Source organism: Pseudomonas sp. R3-56 (assembly GCF_051132075.1).
Taxonomy (GTDB): domain Bacteria; phylum Pseudomonadota; class Gammaproteobacteria; order Pseudomonadales; family Pseudomonadaceae; genus Aquipseudomonas.
Genome location: NZ_CP071657.1, coordinates 4,395,456 through 4,410,174, shown reverse-complemented (window position 1 = coordinate 4,410,174; position 14,719 = coordinate 4,395,456). Strand labels below are relative to the sequence as shown.

The 14,719-nt window shown below is 61.2% G+C and carries 12 protein-coding genes; 6 read left to right on the top strand and 6 right to left on the bottom strand.

Features of this window, described 5'->3' with window-relative positions; translation table 11 throughout:
* Nucleotides 1–74: 74 nt before the first annotated feature.
* Nucleotides 75–818, bottom strand: a complete 744-nt coding sequence (locus J3P96_RS19890; protein ID WP_434569302.1) for a phosphoadenylyl-sulfate reductase — start codon at nucleotides 816–818, stop codon at nucleotides 75–77.
* A 171-nt stretch (nucleotides 819–989) separates the two neighbouring features.
* Between J3P96_RS19890 and thrH the strand changes: the two genes are divergently transcribed.
* Nucleotides 990–1,607: a bifunctional phosphoserine phosphatase/homoserine phosphotransferase ThrH gene (thrH, locus tag J3P96_RS19885; protein ID WP_434603332.1), complete on the top strand. Its 618-nt coding sequence runs from the start codon at nucleotides 990–992 to the stop codon at nucleotides 1,605–1,607.
* A 131-nt stretch (nucleotides 1,608–1,738) separates the two neighbouring features.
* Here the strand turns inward: thrH and pabB are convergent, their stop codons facing one another.
* The 4 genes from pabB to J3P96_RS19865 form a co-directional block, all read right to left on the bottom strand.
* The gene (pabB, locus tag J3P96_RS19880) at nucleotides 1,739–3,082 is read right to left on the bottom strand and encodes an aminodeoxychorismate synthase component I (RefSeq protein ID WP_434653135.1); all 1,344 of its coding nucleotides are present in this window, start codon (nucleotides 3,080–3,082) and stop codon (nucleotides 1,739–1,741) included.
* Between the two features lie 286 nt (nucleotides 3,083–3,368).
* On the bottom strand, nucleotides 3,369–4,355 hold the full coding sequence (locus tag J3P96_RS19875) for an alpha-L-glutamate ligase-like protein (RefSeq protein WP_305495988.1): 987 nt from the start codon (nucleotides 4,353–4,355) through the stop codon (nucleotides 3,369–3,371).
* Nucleotides 4,355–5,887 (bottom strand): inactive transglutaminase family protein, encoded by a 1,533-nt coding sequence (locus tag J3P96_RS19870; protein WP_039593717.1) that lies wholly within the window; start codon nucleotides 5,885–5,887, stop codon nucleotides 4,355–4,357. The genes J3P96_RS19875 and J3P96_RS19870 overlap by 1 nt, the downstream gene beginning before the upstream one ends.
* 5 nt (nucleotides 5,888–5,892) lie before the next feature.
* Nucleotides 5,893–6,429, bottom strand: coding sequence for an ATP-dependent zinc protease family protein (locus J3P96_RS19865; protein WP_434653133.1), 537 nt, complete (start codon nucleotides 6,427–6,429; stop codon nucleotides 5,893–5,895).
* Between the two features lie 280 nt (nucleotides 6,430–6,709).
* Here J3P96_RS19865 and J3P96_RS19860 point away from each other — a divergent pair, with 280 nt between their 5' ends.
* The 5 genes from J3P96_RS19860 to prpF all read left to right on the top strand — a co-directional run bounded on the left by J3P96_RS19860 (nucleotide 6,710) and on the right by prpF (nucleotide 13,514).
* Complete coding sequence (locus J3P96_RS19860; RefSeq protein ID WP_434653131.1) at nucleotides 6,710–7,423, top strand: GntR family transcriptional regulator; 714 nt, start codon at nucleotides 6,710–6,712, stop codon at nucleotides 7,421–7,423.
* On the top strand, nucleotides 7,420–8,310 hold the full coding sequence (prpB, locus tag J3P96_RS19855) for a methylisocitrate lyase (protein WP_434569298.1): 891 nt from the start codon (nucleotides 7,420–7,422) through the stop codon (nucleotides 8,308–8,310). The genes J3P96_RS19860 and prpB overlap by 4 nt, the downstream gene beginning before the upstream one ends.
* Nucleotides 8,311–8,351: 41 nt before the next feature.
* Nucleotides 8,352–9,479 carry a bifunctional 2-methylcitrate synthase/citrate synthase gene (gene prpC, locus J3P96_RS19850; RefSeq protein ID WP_434653129.1) on the top strand — a complete coding sequence of 376 codons (1,128 nt, stop codon included), beginning with the start codon at nucleotides 8,352–8,354 and terminating at the stop codon, nucleotides 9,477–9,479.
* Nucleotides 9,480–9,678: 199 nt separating this feature from the next.
* Nucleotides 9,679–12,270 (top strand): Fe/S-dependent 2-methylisocitrate dehydratase AcnD, encoded by a 2,592-nt coding sequence (gene acnD / locus J3P96_RS19845; protein ID WP_434653127.1) that lies wholly within the window; start codon nucleotides 9,679–9,681, stop codon nucleotides 12,268–12,270.
* A 53-nt stretch (nucleotides 12,271–12,323) separates the two neighbouring features.
* Nucleotides 12,324–13,514, top strand: a complete 1,191-nt coding sequence (gene prpF, locus J3P96_RS19840; protein WP_434653125.1) for a 2-methylaconitate cis-trans isomerase PrpF — start codon at nucleotides 12,324–12,326, stop codon at nucleotides 13,512–13,514.
* Nucleotides 13,515–13,709: 195 nt separating this feature from the next.
* Here the strand turns inward: prpF and J3P96_RS19835 are convergent, their stop codons facing one another.
* Nucleotides 13,710–14,657, bottom strand: coding sequence for an IS110 family transposase (locus J3P96_RS19835; RefSeq protein ID WP_434623735.1), 948 nt, complete (start codon nucleotides 14,655–14,657; stop codon nucleotides 13,710–13,712).
* Nucleotides 14,658–14,719 lie beyond the last annotated feature (62 nt).

The following is a 14,719-nucleotide window of genomic DNA, read 5'->3' as shown; positions in this document are numbered from 1 at the left end:
GGGGCATTAAAACCAGAGGTGCACACAAAAATGCCACCTGAGGTGACATTTTTGTGTACATGGCTGCGGCGGGATCAGACGGTCTTGGATTTGGCGATGATATTGCCAGCGTGCAGCCCGCATTCTTTTTGCGTGGCTTCTTCCCACCACCAGCGGCCTTCGCGCTCGTGCTGGTTCGGCAGGACAGGGCGGGTGCAGGGCTCACAGCCGATGCTGATGAAACCGCGCTCATGCAGGCTGTTATAAGGCAACTCCAGCATGCGGATATAACCCCAGACTTCCTCGCTGGTCATCTGCGACAACGGGTTGAATTTGTACAACGTGCGCTCCGGCGTGGAGAACGCCGTGTCGATTTCCAGCACGGCCACCTGGCTGCGGGTGCCCGGGCTCTGGTCGCGACGCTGACCGGTAGCCCAAGCGCGGACATCGGTCAGTTTGCGGCGCAGCGGCTCGATCTTGCGGATGCCACAGCATTCACCGTGACCGTCCTTGTAGAAGCTGAACAGGCCTTTTTCCTTCACGAAAGGGTCCAGTTTCGTATGGTCGGGCGAGATCAGTTCGATATCGATCTTGTAATGCTCGCGCACTTGTTCAATGAAACGATAGGTTTCCGGGTGCAGGCGACCGGTGTCGAGGCTGAACACCTTGACGTTCTTGTTCAGCTTCCAGGCCATGTCCACCAGCACGACGTCTTCAGCGCCACTGAAGGATATCCACAGGTCGTCGCCGAATTCGGCAAAGGCCAGCTTGAGGATGTCCTGCGGGGACTTGTTGGCATAGGTCGTGGCGAGTTCCACGACATCAAACGATGGGCTCATCAGGGCGGTTTCCTACAGGTCGGTGGCGCTGGGCGCTCTATATGGGGCTGATGGTAACAAAAGCTGCCGGGGCTGGCGCGCTCCTGTGCGTTGCGCGGGCTTCGGCGAATGGCTAGAGTCGGCAGTCCTTTTGTTCGCTCAACCGATAAACATCAAAAATGGGAGTGTCTTGTGGAAATTGCCTGTCTCGACCTGGAAGGTGTGCTGGTCCCGGAGATCTGGATCGCCTTCGCTGAAAAAACCGGGATTGACTCCCTTAGGGCAACCACTCGGGACATTCCCGACTACGACGTGCTGATGAAGCAACGGTTGCGCATCCTGGATGAGCATGGCCTGAAGCTCTCCGACATTCAGGAAGTCATCGCTACGCTCAAGCCGCTGGACGGCGCCATCGAGTTCGTCGACTGGCTGCGCGAGCGCTTCCAGGTGGTGATTCTTTCCGACACGTTCTACGAATTTTCCCAGCCGCTGATGCGTCAGCTGGGCTTCCCGACGCTGCTCTGCCATCGTCTGGTTACCGACGACAGCGGACGGGTGACCGGCTATCAATTGCGTCAGAAAGATCCGAAGCGCCAGTCGGTCCTGGCCTTCAAGAGTTTGTACTACCGAGTAATTGCCGCCGGGGATTCTTACAACGACACGACGATGCTGGGCGAAGCCGATGCCGGGATTCTGTTCCACGCGCCGGAAAACGTGATCCGTGAGTTCCCGCAGTTTCCGGCGGTGCATACGTTCGCCGAGTTGAAGCAGGAATTCATCAAGGCCTCGAACCGCCCCCTGAGCCTGTAAACCCAACTCTAAATGTGGAAGCGAGCCTGCTCGGGAAAGCGGTATCTCAGTCGCCATCAATGTGGGCTGAACCAGTGCTTTCGCGAGCCGGCTCGCTCCCACAGGGTTATGCGTCAGGTCCGGGGGATTGTTCAGAGGTTCTGCAAGGTTTCCAGCAAGACCCTCACCTTGGTCATCGACTCCTGATACTCCGCCTGCCAATCCGAATCCGCGACGATCCCGCCGCCACCCCAGCAACATACTTGCCCGTCCTTGACCAGCAAGCTGCGGATGGCGATGGAGCTGTCCATCTCCCCGCGAACATCGAGGTACAGCAACGAGCCGCAATACAGACCGCGTCGGGTCGGTTCGAGCTCGTCGATGATCTGCATGGCACGGATCTTCGGCGCGCCGGTGATCGAGCCGCCGGGAAAGCTGTCGGCGATCAGGTCCAGGGCGTCCTTGTTGTCCGCCAGTTCGCCAGTCACGCTGCTGACCAGGTGATGGACGTTCGGGTAGCTTTCCAGGCTGAACAATTCCGGCACCCGCACCGAGCCGATGCGGCAGGTGCGGCCCAGGTCGTTGCGCAGCAAGTCGACGATCATCAGGTTCTCGGCACGGTCCTTGGGGCTGGCCAGCAGCTCGGCGGCGTGGGCCGCGTCGTCTTCGGGCGTCGTGCCGCGAGGGCGGGTGCCCTTGATCGGACGGGTTTCGACGTGACCTTCACTGACCTGGACGAAGCGTTCGGGCGACAGGCTCAGCACCGCACCGCCCTCCGGCAGGCTCTGGAAACCGGAAAACGGCGTCGGACAAGCCGCCCGCAGCGCCTGGTAAGCGGCCCACGCATCGCCCTGGCACGGCGCGCGAAAGCGTTGGGCAAAGTTGACCTGATAACAGTCGCCGGCCTGGATATACGCCTGGATACGCTCGAATGCCTGTCGATAGGCTTCAGCGTCGAGATCGGGCGCCATCGGGCCGTCCAGACTGAACGAGGAGAGAGGCACCGCGGTTGGCTGGCTGAACAGCTCGATCAAGCGTTGGCGTTGGTTTTCGCCGCAATGGGGATGGAAGACCAATTGGCTTGTGCGAGTCTGGTGATCGGTGACCAGTGCCCAGTCGTACACGCCAAAACGCGCGTCCGGCAGTTGCAGATCGTCCTTGGCGCAGGACGGCAGGGCTTCGAGGCGTCGGCCGAAGTCGTAACTCAAATAACCGATCAGGCCACCGGCGAAGGGCAATTGCACGGTGGCTGGTAATTCGGCGTGGCCCAGTTGCGTCAGCTGTATCCGAAGACGTTGCAGGAAATCGCTGCCACTCTCTTCCGGCAATACCGCCAGTTGCTTCAGCGGCCAGGCGCTGAGCAAGTCATAACGCCCGCGCTCGGCGCTCGGCCGGCCACTGTCGAGCAGCACGCTGCCTGGGGCATGACGGATCGCCGCGAAATACTCGGCGGGGTTGGCGCGGTAGGGTAGAGGGTGTACGAAGCAGGTTGGCATGGGCGGGGCGGGTCGGCCGTTCAGGCGGGGGAGCGATTGTAATCCCCTGTAGGATTTGCTCCTAGGGGGATGTCGGTATTGAACATCTGAAGGCGCATGGAACCCGTGGCGAGGGAGCTTGCTCCCGCTGGGTTGCGCAGCAGCCCCTTGTTCAGATGAACGCGATCAACCTGATGCACCGAGGTGCCGGGCTTTGGGGCTGCTTCGCAACCCAGCGGGAGCAAGCTCCCTCGCCACAGGGTTCAACTTTTGACCCTCGACTTTCTTCCCCCTTCAAACCTCAGCCTCACCCCTCAACCGGCGGAATATGCCCGAACAATTCCTGGGCAAACGCCACGCGCTCTTCCACGGTTTCGGTGACGCCCCTGGCCTTGAGTTCTTCCAGGCGTGCTTCCACGGCGTGGGTGCGCAGGGTCAGGCCGCAGTCGTTGGCGATCTGGATGTTCAGCCCTGGGCGGGCGTTCAGTTCCAGGATCAACGGGCCTTTTTCCTGGTCCAGCACCATGTCGACGCCGATGTAGCCCAGCCCGCACAGTTCATAGCAACCGGCGGCCAGTTTCATGAAGCCGTCCCAGTAGGGCAGTTGCACGCCGTCCACCGCGTTGGTGGTGTCGGGGTGCTTGGTGATGATGTTGTTCAGCCAGGTACCGCGCAAGGTCAGGCCGGTGGCGAGGTCGACGCCGACGCCGATGGCGCCCTGGTGCAGGTTGGCCTTGCCGCCGGACTGGCGGGTCGGCAAGCGCAGCATGGCCATCACCGGGTAGCCCATCAGTACGATGATGCGGATATCCGGTACGCCTTCGTAGCTGATGCTCTTGAAGATCTGGTCCGGCGTCACGCGGTACTCGATCAGCGCCCGGTCACGGTGTCCGCCGAGGGAATACAGGCCGGTGAGGATGCTGGAGATGTGATGCTCGATTTCCTCGTGGCTGATGATCTTCCCGGACACGGTTCGATAGCGGCCCTCGAAGCGGTCGGCAATAACGATGATGCCATCACCGCCGGCGCCCTGGGCCGGCTTGATGACGAAGTCGGTGCGTCCGCCGATGATCCCGTCGAGCTTGTCGATTTCCTTCTCGGTGGAGATCACTCCGTACAGCTCCGGCACATGAATGCCGGCCGCGATAGCCCGTTCCTTGGTGATGATCTTGTCATCGACGATCGGGTAAAGGCTGCGCTTGTTGTACTTGAGCACATAATCGGCGTTACGCCGGTTGATGCCCATGATGCCCCGGGCTTCCAGGGCCTTCCAGGTCTTCCAGAGGCCGAACATCAGGAATCAGCCTTGACGAAAGCCTTGAACCGCACCAGCTCGGTCAGGCGGTAGCCGCGATAACGACCCATGGCCAGCATGAAACCCACCAGGATCAGCAGGATCGCCGGGAACGTGAACACGAAGTACACCAGCTCCGGGACGCTCATGATCAGGTGCGCCAGGGACGCGGCGAACAGGGTGCCGATGGCGACTTTCATCGCATGGCCGGCGCCGCGCTCTTCCCAGGTGATGGACAGGCGTTCGATGGTCATGGTCAGGATCACCATCGGGAACAATGCCACCGACAGGCCACGCTCCAGGCCCAGCTTATGGCTGAACAGGCTGATGGCGGCGATCAGCACCACCACGAACGTCAGCACCACCGAAAGCCTCGGCAGCATTTGCAGCTTGAGATGCTCCAGGTAGGAACGCAGCGACAGGCCCAGGGTAGTGATCACCGTGAACAGGATGATGCCGAAGCCCAGTTGGGTTTCGCGGAAGGCCAGGGCGATCAGCACCGGGGTGAACGTCCCGAGGGTTTGCAGGCCGATCAGGTTGCGCAACACCAGGATCACCAGCACGCCGATCGGGATCATCACCATGATCATGAAGGTCTGCTGGGTTTGCAGCGGCAGGCCGTAGAGCGAGTATTCGAGGAAGTTGGCGTCGGTGTTCTCGTCCGTCAGCTTGGCCAGGCGAATGGCGTTCATTTCGCTGTTGTTCATGCTGAACGTGACGGTGGCTTTCTTGCCGCCATCGACGGTGATCAGGTTTTCATCGCCGGTCCACCACAGCAGGCGGTCGGTGGGCAGACCTTGCTCGCCGGTGTCGGGGTTGAAGTACAGCCAGTCGGTGCCGTTGAAGCTGCGCAGCCACAGCTCGGGCGTCTGCGGCTGGTCGGCCACCAGGCGGATGGTGTGGACCTTCTCGACCGGCACGTGGGCAATGGACAGTACCAGTTCGACGATTCTGGCCTTGTTGCTCGAAGACGGGTCGCCGGCCAGCAACAGCTTGACGTTGTCGTCGTTGAGGTTGTTGACCCGCTTGATGGCTTCGCTGATGAACGTTTCGACGTCGGCCGAATGCTGGCGGATCGGCGCCAGCAGCGCTTCGGCGGCGAGTTTTTCCGGCCCTTCGACGGCGATGCTGTCGCGGAAGGTCGGGCCCTTGACCTTGGTTTTCTCGGCGCTGTAGCGCTTGGTCAGCACCAGGCGGTAATAAAGGGTCTGGTTGCCCTTGGCGCGCCGGGCCGACCACGTCACCTTGCGGTTGCCGTCGACGCGGTTCACCGCTACGCCGTAATTGTTGGAGATGAAGCTCTCGTTGAGGCTGACGTAGTCGCGGCTCAGGGGCGGCACGAACATCTGGATCTTCACCGGATCCTTGGCGTTGGGCACGAACTCGACCTTGGCATCGATATTCCACAGGTCATCGGTGGCGTCTTCGGTCACCGGAATGCCGAGCACGAAAATCTGATAGGCCGTCACTGACAGGCCCAGCACCACCAGGATGGCGATCAGCATTTTCAGATGGAGGGTAAGGGAGCGCATTGGAATTACTCTGCGGTATGAGCGGCATTGGCGCAGGCGGGTTTGCCGGCAGCGTATTTGAGACTGGGATCGACCAGCGCGTCGAAACGCTTGAGCGCTTCGGAGCCGATCAGCAACGGGTATTGGAAGGCGCTACGGTCGGTCAGGTTCACTTCGATGCTGCGCAGGGCCGAGCCCATGCAGATATTCAGTTCGATGACCGGCCGGGCCGTGTATTTCTTGCCTTCTTCCGGGTCGTAGTCACCGGCGCGGCGCTTGATCTTGCTGACCCGCGCCAGCGGGCGTTCGATGGGGTGCGAATGGGCCGCGTCGATGGCCAGGTAGAAACGCACCCAGGATTCGCCGTTGCGCTTGAAACGCTTGATGTCACGGGCGCTGAGGGAGGCGGTCTTGGCACCGGTGTCGAGCTTGGCCGCGACCTCCAGGTCAATGCCCTGCAGGGCTGCATATTCGTTGAGGCCGTACACGGTTTTTTCACCCGCCGCGGCAATCCCTGGCAGGCAGATAAAGCATAGGGCGGCAGATAAGGGCTTGAGTGTCATAGATCCTGGTGCGCAGCGTTCCGTTTTTCGGTTCAGGCCCTGGCATTACTGCACAAGCTCCCTAGGTTGCCTTCTCTATATAGGGAGAGCGGCAATTGCGGCGGCATTCTAGCACGGTGGTTTTCTGACGCCACCGCTGGCCGGAGGCTACGACACTTCGAAACGAGGGGTTATGTCTGGGACCGTTATTAGACGATTGTCGACAATCCATATTTTTGTTTTGACGTTAAGGGTGTCAGAGGGTAGTTTTTGCCGTATTGATTTTAAAGGTGTCGACAATATGCTCGATCAGCTCGAAACGCCGGTCCTCGTCCAGGAAGATGCCGAGACGCTGTCCGAGAACGTCTTCCGGCGTATCCAGGCTGCCATCGTCAAGGGTGAAATTGCCCCCGGCAGCAAGATCTCCGAACCCGAGCTGGCCCGCACCTACGGCATCAGTCGCGGGCCGCTGCGCGAGGCGATCCATCGCCTGGAAGGCCAGCGGCTGCTGGTGCGCATTCCCCATGTTGGCGCGCGGGTGGTCTCGCTGAGCCATGCCGAGCTGCTGGAACTCTACGAAATTCGCGAATCCCTGGAGGGCATGGCCTGTCGCCTCGCGGCGGAGCGCATGACCCAGGAAGAAATCGACGAACTGCGTCGGGTGCTGGAAACCCACGAGCGCGATGCGGCGTTCCAGGCCGGCGTCGGTTATTACCAGCAGGAAGGCGATTTCGACTTCCACTACCGGATCATCCAGGGCAGCGGCAATCGCACCCTCACCCAAATGCTCTGCGGCGAGCTGTATCAACTGGTGCGCATGTACCGCATCCAGTTTTCCACCACGCCGAACCGTCCGCGCCAGGCTTTTGCCGAGCACCACCGGATTCTCGATGCCATCGCCGACCGTGACGGCGAACTGGCCGAATTATTGATGCGCCGGCACATCGGCGTCTCCAAACGCAACATTGCGCGTCATTTCCAGGACAGCGCCGCCACTCAACGAGGTGAGTCATGAGTTCCAGCAAGAGCACGCCAGGCCAGCGTTTTCGCGATGCGGTCGCCGCCGAGCATCCATTGCAAGTGGTCGGCACCATCAACGCCAACCATGCGCTGCTGGCCAAGCGCGCCGGCTTCAAGGCGATCTACCTGTCGGGTGGCGGCGTGGCGGCCGGTTCCCTCGGCGTGCCGGACCTGGGCATCACCGGCCTGGATGACGTGCTCACCGATGTGCGCCGCATCACCGACGTGTGCGACCTGCCGTTGTTGGTGGACGTGGACACCGGCTTCGGCTCCTCGGCGTTCAATGTGGCGCGCACGGTCAAGTCGATGAGCAAGTTCGGCGCGGCGGCGATTCATATCGAGGACCAGGTCGGCGCCAAGCGTTGCGGCCATCGGCCGAACAAGGAAATCGTCTCGCAACAAGAGATGGTCGATCGCATCAAGGCTGCCGTCGACGCCCGTACCGATGACAGTTTTGTGATCATGGCGCGTACCGATGCGTTGGCAGTGGAAGGCCTGGAGTCGGCCCTGGACCGCGCCGCCGCGTGCATCGAGGCCGGTGCCGACATGATTTTCCCGGAAGCGATCACTGAACTCGACATGTACAAGCTGTTCGCCAGCCGCGTGAAAGCGCCGATCCTGGCCAACATCACCGAATTCGGCGCGACCCCGCTCTACACTACCGAACAACTCGCCGGGGCCGACGTTTCCCTGGTGCTGTACCCGCTGTCGGCGTTCCGTGCGATGAACAAGGCCGCCGAAAATGTCTACACCGCCATCCGTCGCGATGGCACCCAGCAGAACGTCATCGACACCATGCAGACCCGCATGGAGCTTTACGATCGCATCGACTACCACACCTTCGAGCAGAAGCTCGACGCGTTGTTCGCCGCGAAAAAGTAAGGCGCGACTCCCTACAAATTCAAGAAAATGGAGACAGCAACATGGCCGAAGCAAAAGTACTCAGTGGCGCCGGGCTCCGTGGCCAGGTGGCCGGACAAACCGCCTTGTCCACCGTGGGCCAGTCAGGCGCCGGGCTGACCTATCGCGGCTACGACGTTCGCGACCTGGCGGCTGACGCGCAATTCGAAGAGGTGGCCTACCTGCTGCTGTACGGCGAGCTGCCGACCCAGGCACAGCTGGACGCCTACACGGGCAAACTGCGCCAGTTGCGCGACCTGCCCGAAGCCTTGAAAGAAGTGCTGGAACGCATTCCCGCCGACGCCCATCCGATGGATGTGATGCGCACGGGCTGCTCGTTCCTCGGCAACCTGGAGCCCGAGCAGGATTTCTCCCAGCAGCACGACAAGACCGATCGTCTGCTGGCCGCGTTCCCGGCGATCATGTGCTACTGGTATCGCTTCAGCCACGAAGGCCAGCGCATCGAATGCGTAACCGACGAAGTCTCCATTGGCGGCCACTTCCTGCATCTGCTGCACGGCAAAAAGCCGAGCGAGCTGCACGTCAAGGTGATGAACGTGTCGCTGATCCTCTACGCCGAGCATGAGTTCAACGCCTCGACCTTTACCGCGCGGGTTTGTGCTTCGACATTGTCCGACCTGTTCTCCTGCATCACCGCTGCCATCGGCTCGCTACGCGGCCCGTTGCACGGCGGCGCCAACGAGGCGGCGATGGAAATGATCGAGCGTTTCAGCTCGCCGCAAGAAGCCATCGAGGGCACCCTCGGCATGCTCGCGCGCAAGGACAAGATCATGGGCTTCGGCCATGCCATCTACAAGGACAACGACCCGCGCAACGAGGTGATCAAGGGCTGGTCGAAAAAGCTCGCCGATGAAGTCGGCGACACGGTGCTGTTCCCGGTTTCCGAAGCTATCGACAAGACCATGTGGGAGCAGAAGAAATTGTTCCCCAACGCCGATTTCTACCATGCCTCGGCGTACCACTTCATGGGCATCCCGACCAAGCTGTTCACGCCGATCTTCGTCTGCTCGCGCCTGACCGGCTGGGCCGCCCATGTGTTCGAACAACGCGCCAACAACCGCATCATCCGACCGAGCGCCGAATACACCGGCGTCGAACAGCGCAAGTTCGTGCCAATCGAACGACGCTGAGCTGGAGGGTTCTAGCCGCCGGAACTGAAGGAACCGAAAACCCCTTGTGGGAGCGGGCTTGCTCGCGAAGACGGACTGACATTCAACATTGATGTCGGCTGATACACCGTATTCGCGAGCAAGCCCGCTCCCACACTGGACCGAGTTCACTTCAATGGCTGCGCCCCCTCCTGAAACCACCGTGACCCGAGTCCTGACGATGAACACAGAATTTCGCAAACCGCTGCCCGGCACATCGCTGGATTATTTCGACGTTCGCGCCGCCGTGGATGGCATTCGGCCTGGCGCCTACGATGGCCTGCCGTACACCTCCCGCGTGCTGGCGGAAAACCTCGTGCGCCGCTGCGATCCGGCGACGCTGCGCGAATCGCTGCTGCAACTGATCGAGCGCAAGCGCGACCTGGATTTCCCCTGGTTCCCGGCGCGCGTGGTCTGCCATGACATCCTCGGCCAGACCGCATTGGTCGACCTGGCCGGCCTGCGCGACGCCATCGCCCTGCAAGGCGGCGACCCGGCGCAGGTCAATCCGGTGGTGCCGACCCAACTGATCGTCGACCACTCGTTGGCGGTAGAGAGCGCCGGTTTTGATCCGCAGGCGTTCGCCAAGAACCGCGCCATCGAAGACCGCCGCAACGAAGACCGCTTCCACTTCATCAACTGGACCAAGAAGGCCTTCAAGAACGTCGACGTGATCCCGCCGGGCAACGGGATCATGCACCAGATCAACCTGGAAAAAATGTCTCCCGTCATCCAGCAGCGTGACGGCGTGGCGTTCCCCGACACTTGCGTAGGCACCGACAGCCACACGCCTCACGTCGATGCCCTGGGTGTGATCGCGATCGGTGTCGGTGGCCTGGAAGCCGAAAGCGTCATGCTCGGTCGCGCCTCGTGGATGCGTCTGCCGGAAATCATCGGCGTCGAGCTGACCGGCAAGTTGCAACCGGGCATCACTGCCACCGACATGGTGCTGGCGCTGACCGAATTCCTGCGCAAGCAGAAAGTCGTCGGGGCCTGGCTGGAGTTCTTCGGCGAAGGCGCCCGCGCCCTGACCTTGGGGGATCGCGCGACGATCTCCAACATGGCTCCGGAATACGGCGCCACGGCAGCAATGTTCCATATCGATCAGCAGACGATCGATTACCTGAAACTCACCGGCCGCGAAGACCAGCAAGTGCAGTTGGTCGAACGTTACGCCAAGACCACCGGCCTCTGGGCCGACAGCCTGGAAGGCGCGTTATATGAGCGCGGTCTGACCTTCGACCTGTCCTCGGTGGTGCGCAACATGGCCGGTCCGAGCAACCCGCACGCCCGTGTCGCGGTGTCCGATCTGGCCGCCAAAGGCATTTCCGGCCAGTGGGACGATGTGCCCGGGCAAATGCCCGACGGCGCGGTGATCATCGCGGCGATCACCAGTTGCACCAACACCAGCAACCCGCGCAACGTGATCGCCGCCGGTTTGCTGGCGCGCAACGCCAATCGCCTGGGCCTGGCCCGCAAGCCGTGGGTCAAGTCATCCCTCGCACCAGGCTCGAAAACCGTCGCGTTGTACCTGGATGAAGCGGGCCTGACGTCTGAACTCGAGCAACTGGGTTTTGGCGTGGTCGCGTTCGCCTGTACTACCTGCAACGGCATGTCCGGCGCGCTGGACCCGGTGATCCAGCAGGAAATCATCGACCGTGACCTGTACGCCACTGCGGTGTTGTCGGGCAACCGCAACTTCGACGGGCGTATTCACCCGTACGCCAAGCAGGCGTTCCTGGCGTCGCCGCCATTGGTGGTGGCTTATGCCATCGCCGGGACCATCCGTTTCGACATCGAGAAGGATGTGTTGGGTGTGGTGGACGGCCGGGAAATCCGCCTCAAGGACATCTGGCCGAGCGACGAGGAAATCGACGCGGTGGTCAAGGCTTCGGTGAAACCCGAGCAGTTCCGCCAGGTGTACATCCCGATGTTCGCCATCCAGGAAGACACCGGGCCGAAAGTGACCCCGCTGTACGACTGGCGCCCGCAAAGCACCTATATCCGTCGTCCGCCGTATTGGGAAGGCGCATTGGCCGGTGCGCGGCCGCTCAAGGGCATGCGTCCGCTGGCGGTGCTGCCGGACAACATCACCACCGATCACCTGTCGCCGTCCAACGCCATCATGCTCGACAGTGCGGCGGGTGAATACCTGGCAAAAATGGGCCTGCCGGAAGAAGACTTCAACTCCTACGCGACCCACCGCGGCGATCACCTGACCGCCCAGCGCGCAACCTTCGCCAACCCGAAACTGTTCAACGAAATGGTCGTTGAGGACGGCAAGGTCAAGCAGGGCTCCCTGGCTCGGGTCGAACCGGAAGGCAAGGTCATGCGCATGTGGGAAGCCATCGAAACCTACATGGAACGCAAGCAGCCGTTGATCATCATCGCCGGCGCCGACTACGGCCAGGGTTCGTCCCGGGACTGGGCGGCCAAGGGCGTGCGCCTGGCCGGTGTCGAGGCGATCGTCGCCGAAGGTTTCGAGCGCATCCACCGTACCAACCTGGTGGGCATGGGCGTGTTGCCGCTGGAGTTCAAACCCGGCACGGATCGCAAGACGCTTGGCATCGACGGCAGCGAAGTCTATGACGTGATCGGCGAGCGCACCCCGCGGGCGACGCTGACCCTGGTCATCACGCGCAAAAATGCTGAACGCGTCGAAGTGCCGGTGACCTGCCGCCTCGATACCGCCGAGGAAGTGTCGATCTATGAAGCCGGGGGCGTGCTGCAACGCTTCGCCCAGGATTTCCTTGAATCGGCGATTGCCGTTTAAATCGCTCGGGTGGCCGGTTTTCTGGCCACCCTTTTTTTCAGGAGTTGGAGCACATGGCTCACTCGCCTCAAATCAAGATCCCCGCGACCTATATGCGTGGCGGCACCAGCAAAGGCGTGTTCTTCAGCCTGCAAGACCTGCCCGAAGCAGCGCGCGTTCCCGGCCCGGCCCGGGATGCGCTGCTGCTGCGGGTGATCGGTAGCCCCGATCCGTACGAAAAGCAGATCGATGGCATGGGCGGTGCGACGTCCAGCACCAGCAAGACCGTGATCCTGTCCAAGAGCACCCGGGCCGATCACGACGTCGATTACCTGTTCGGCCAGGTGTCCATCGACAAGCCGTTCGTGGACTGGAGCGGCAACTGCGGCAACCTGTCGGCGGCGGTGGGGGCGTTTGCCATCGGTAGCGGTCTGGTGGATGCCAGCCGTATCCCGCAGAACGGTATGGCCGTGGTGCGGATCTGGCAGGCGAACATCGGCAAGACGATCATCGCCCATGTGCCGATCACCGATGGCGGGGTGCAGGAAACCGGTGACTTCGAACTCGACGGCGTGACTTTTCCGGCCGCTGAGGTGCAGCTGGAGTTCATGGACCCGGCGGCCGAGGAGGAGGGCGGCGGTGGCTCGATGTTTCCTACCGGCAACCTGGTGGACGACCTGGAAGTGCCCGGTGTCGGCAAGCTCAAGGCGACGCTGATCAACGCAGGCATTCCGACGATATTCATCAACGCCCGGGATGTCGGTTACACCGGCACCGAATTGCAGGGCGCCATCAACGGCGATCCCAAGGCGCTGGCGATGTTTGAAACGATTCGTGCCCATGGCGCGTTGCGCATGGGCCTGATCAAGCACCTGGACGAAGCTGCCCAGCGCCAGCACACGCCGAAAGTCGCGTTTGTCGCGCCGCCCGCGGATTACCTTTCATCCAGCGGTAAAACCGTGGCGGCAGGTGACGTCGACTTACTGGTTCGGGCGTTGTCCATGGGCAAGCTGCACCACGCCATGATGGGCACGGCCGCCGTCGCTATCGGCACCGCCGCGGCGATTTCCGGCACCCTGGTCAACCTCGCGGCCGGTGGCATCGAACGCAACGCGGTGCGCTTCGGCCACCCGTCCGGCACCTTGCGCGTCGGCGCCGAGGCGAGCGTAGTCAATGGCGAATGGACCGTGAAAAAAGCCATCATGAGCCGCAGCGCGCGGGTGTTGATGGAAGGGTTTGTGCGGGTGCCGGGGGATGTTTTCTAACTCGTCGCTTGAGAAATAACACAAAACCTGTGGGAGCGAGCCTGCTCGCGAAAGCGGTGTGTCAGTTGGCATTGATGGTGGATGTGTCGACGCCTTCGCGAGCAGGCTCGCTCCCACAGGGGATTTCCAGCGGGCCCGGAATCCAGGTCTGCCCTCAATCAAAATGTGGGAGATTCTATGGTGCAGGACTAGCCCCTAAATGCCTTTTGGTAAGTATTCGCTCTGGTTCTTCAACAGAGCGAATACCACTCGGGCAAGCTTGCGGGCCAGCGCTACCAATGCCTCGGTTGTGCTGAGCCCTCGGGACCTCAAACCCTCGTAAAAACCCTTCCACGCCGCTGTGCGACTCGCCGACATCGCGGCGTTGTGCATCAATCGGCGTGCCTCCGGATCACCTCGCTTAGACAGGCAGCGGCGTCCCTTCTTTTTTCCCGAGTCCGATATGCGCAGGTCCAGACCCAGAAAAGCGATGAAGGCATCGGCATTTCTGAAATCTCCACGTTGAAACGACGTGAGCAAACGGGCACCGCTTAACAGACCGATGCCTTCGACTTTCATGCAGCGCTTGAGCTGACTGCCCAAACCGGCTGCATCCAACTGCGTCTGGATTGTTTTCTCAAGCAAAATTTCGAGTCTTTGCATGGCCTTTATCTGGTTCTCAAAGGCCGTTTTGAGCAACGGTTCGTTCGACCAGCTTTGCTTGAGGCTGACACGCGCCTGAACCAAGGCTGCGCGTCGCCGGAAAAGGCTTATAAGCCTGCAATACAGGGGCGATGGCGGGGACCAAGGGTGCAACTGGTGGCCTTCGTTGTTCAAGTAGCGAGCCAACAACCGAGCATCCAGCGCATCGGTTTTAGCGCGCACTTTCACCCCTTTGCGGTAATGACTGAGTTCGTAACCGCCGATCATATAAATCACACAGCCATGCGCATAAGCCAGATCGGCGAAGTCCTGGTGATAGATATTGGTGGCTTCGATGGCGACATCCACTGGCGCAGGTAATGCCTTGAGCCACTTTTTGATATCAGCTTTGGTGTTGGGGATCGTTTCGAGTCGATCGGATTGGGCGTGATAAATCACCAACTCATCTTTGGCGACATCCACACCTACGATCGGCTGGGCGGTGGCGACGGGCATTGCCATTGAAAATCCTCCGGGCTAAGGTTTGAACACTTGAAGGGTTCACCCAGAGGCGCAGGCTTGTT

Excerpts from the sequence above, each read along its gene's own strand:
- J3P96_RS19890 (WP_434569302.1), bottom strand. The coding sequence starts at position 818 with ATGAGCCCATCGTTTGATGTCGTGGAACTCGCCACGACCTATGCCAAC.
- pabB (WP_434653135.1), bottom strand. The coding sequence starts at position 3,082 with ATGCCAACCTGCTTCGTACACCCTCTACCCTACCGCGCCAACCCCGCC.
- J3P96_RS19875 (WP_305495988.1), bottom strand. The coding sequence starts at position 4,355 with ATGTTCGGCCTCTGGAAGACCTGGAAGGCCCTGGAAGCCCGGGGCATC.
- J3P96_RS19870 (WP_039593717.1), bottom strand. The coding sequence starts at position 5,887 with ATGCGCTCCCTTACCCTCCATCTGAAAATGCTGATCGCCATCCTGGTG.
- J3P96_RS19865 (WP_434653133.1), bottom strand. The coding sequence starts at position 6,429 with ATGACACTCAAGCCCTTATCTGCCGCCCTATGCTTTATCTGCCTGCCA.
- J3P96_RS19860 (WP_434653131.1), top strand. The coding sequence starts at position 6,710 with ATGCTCGATCAGCTCGAAACGCCGGTCCTCGTCCAGGAAGATGCCGAG.
- prpB (WP_434569298.1), top strand. The coding sequence starts at position 7,420 with ATGAGTTCCAGCAAGAGCACGCCAGGCCAGCGTTTTCGCGATGCGGTC.
- prpC (WP_434653129.1), top strand. The coding sequence starts at position 8,352 with ATGGCCGAAGCAAAAGTACTCAGTGGCGCCGGGCTCCGTGGCCAGGTG.
- acnD (WP_434653127.1), top strand. The coding sequence starts at position 9,679 with ATGAACACAGAATTTCGCAAACCGCTGCCCGGCACATCGCTGGATTAT.
- prpF (WP_434653125.1), top strand. The coding sequence starts at position 12,324 with ATGGCTCACTCGCCTCAAATCAAGATCCCCGCGACCTATATGCGTGGC.
- J3P96_RS19835 (WP_434623735.1), bottom strand. The coding sequence starts at position 14,657 with ATGGCAATGCCCGTCGCCACCGCCCAGCCGATCGTAGGTGTGGATGTC.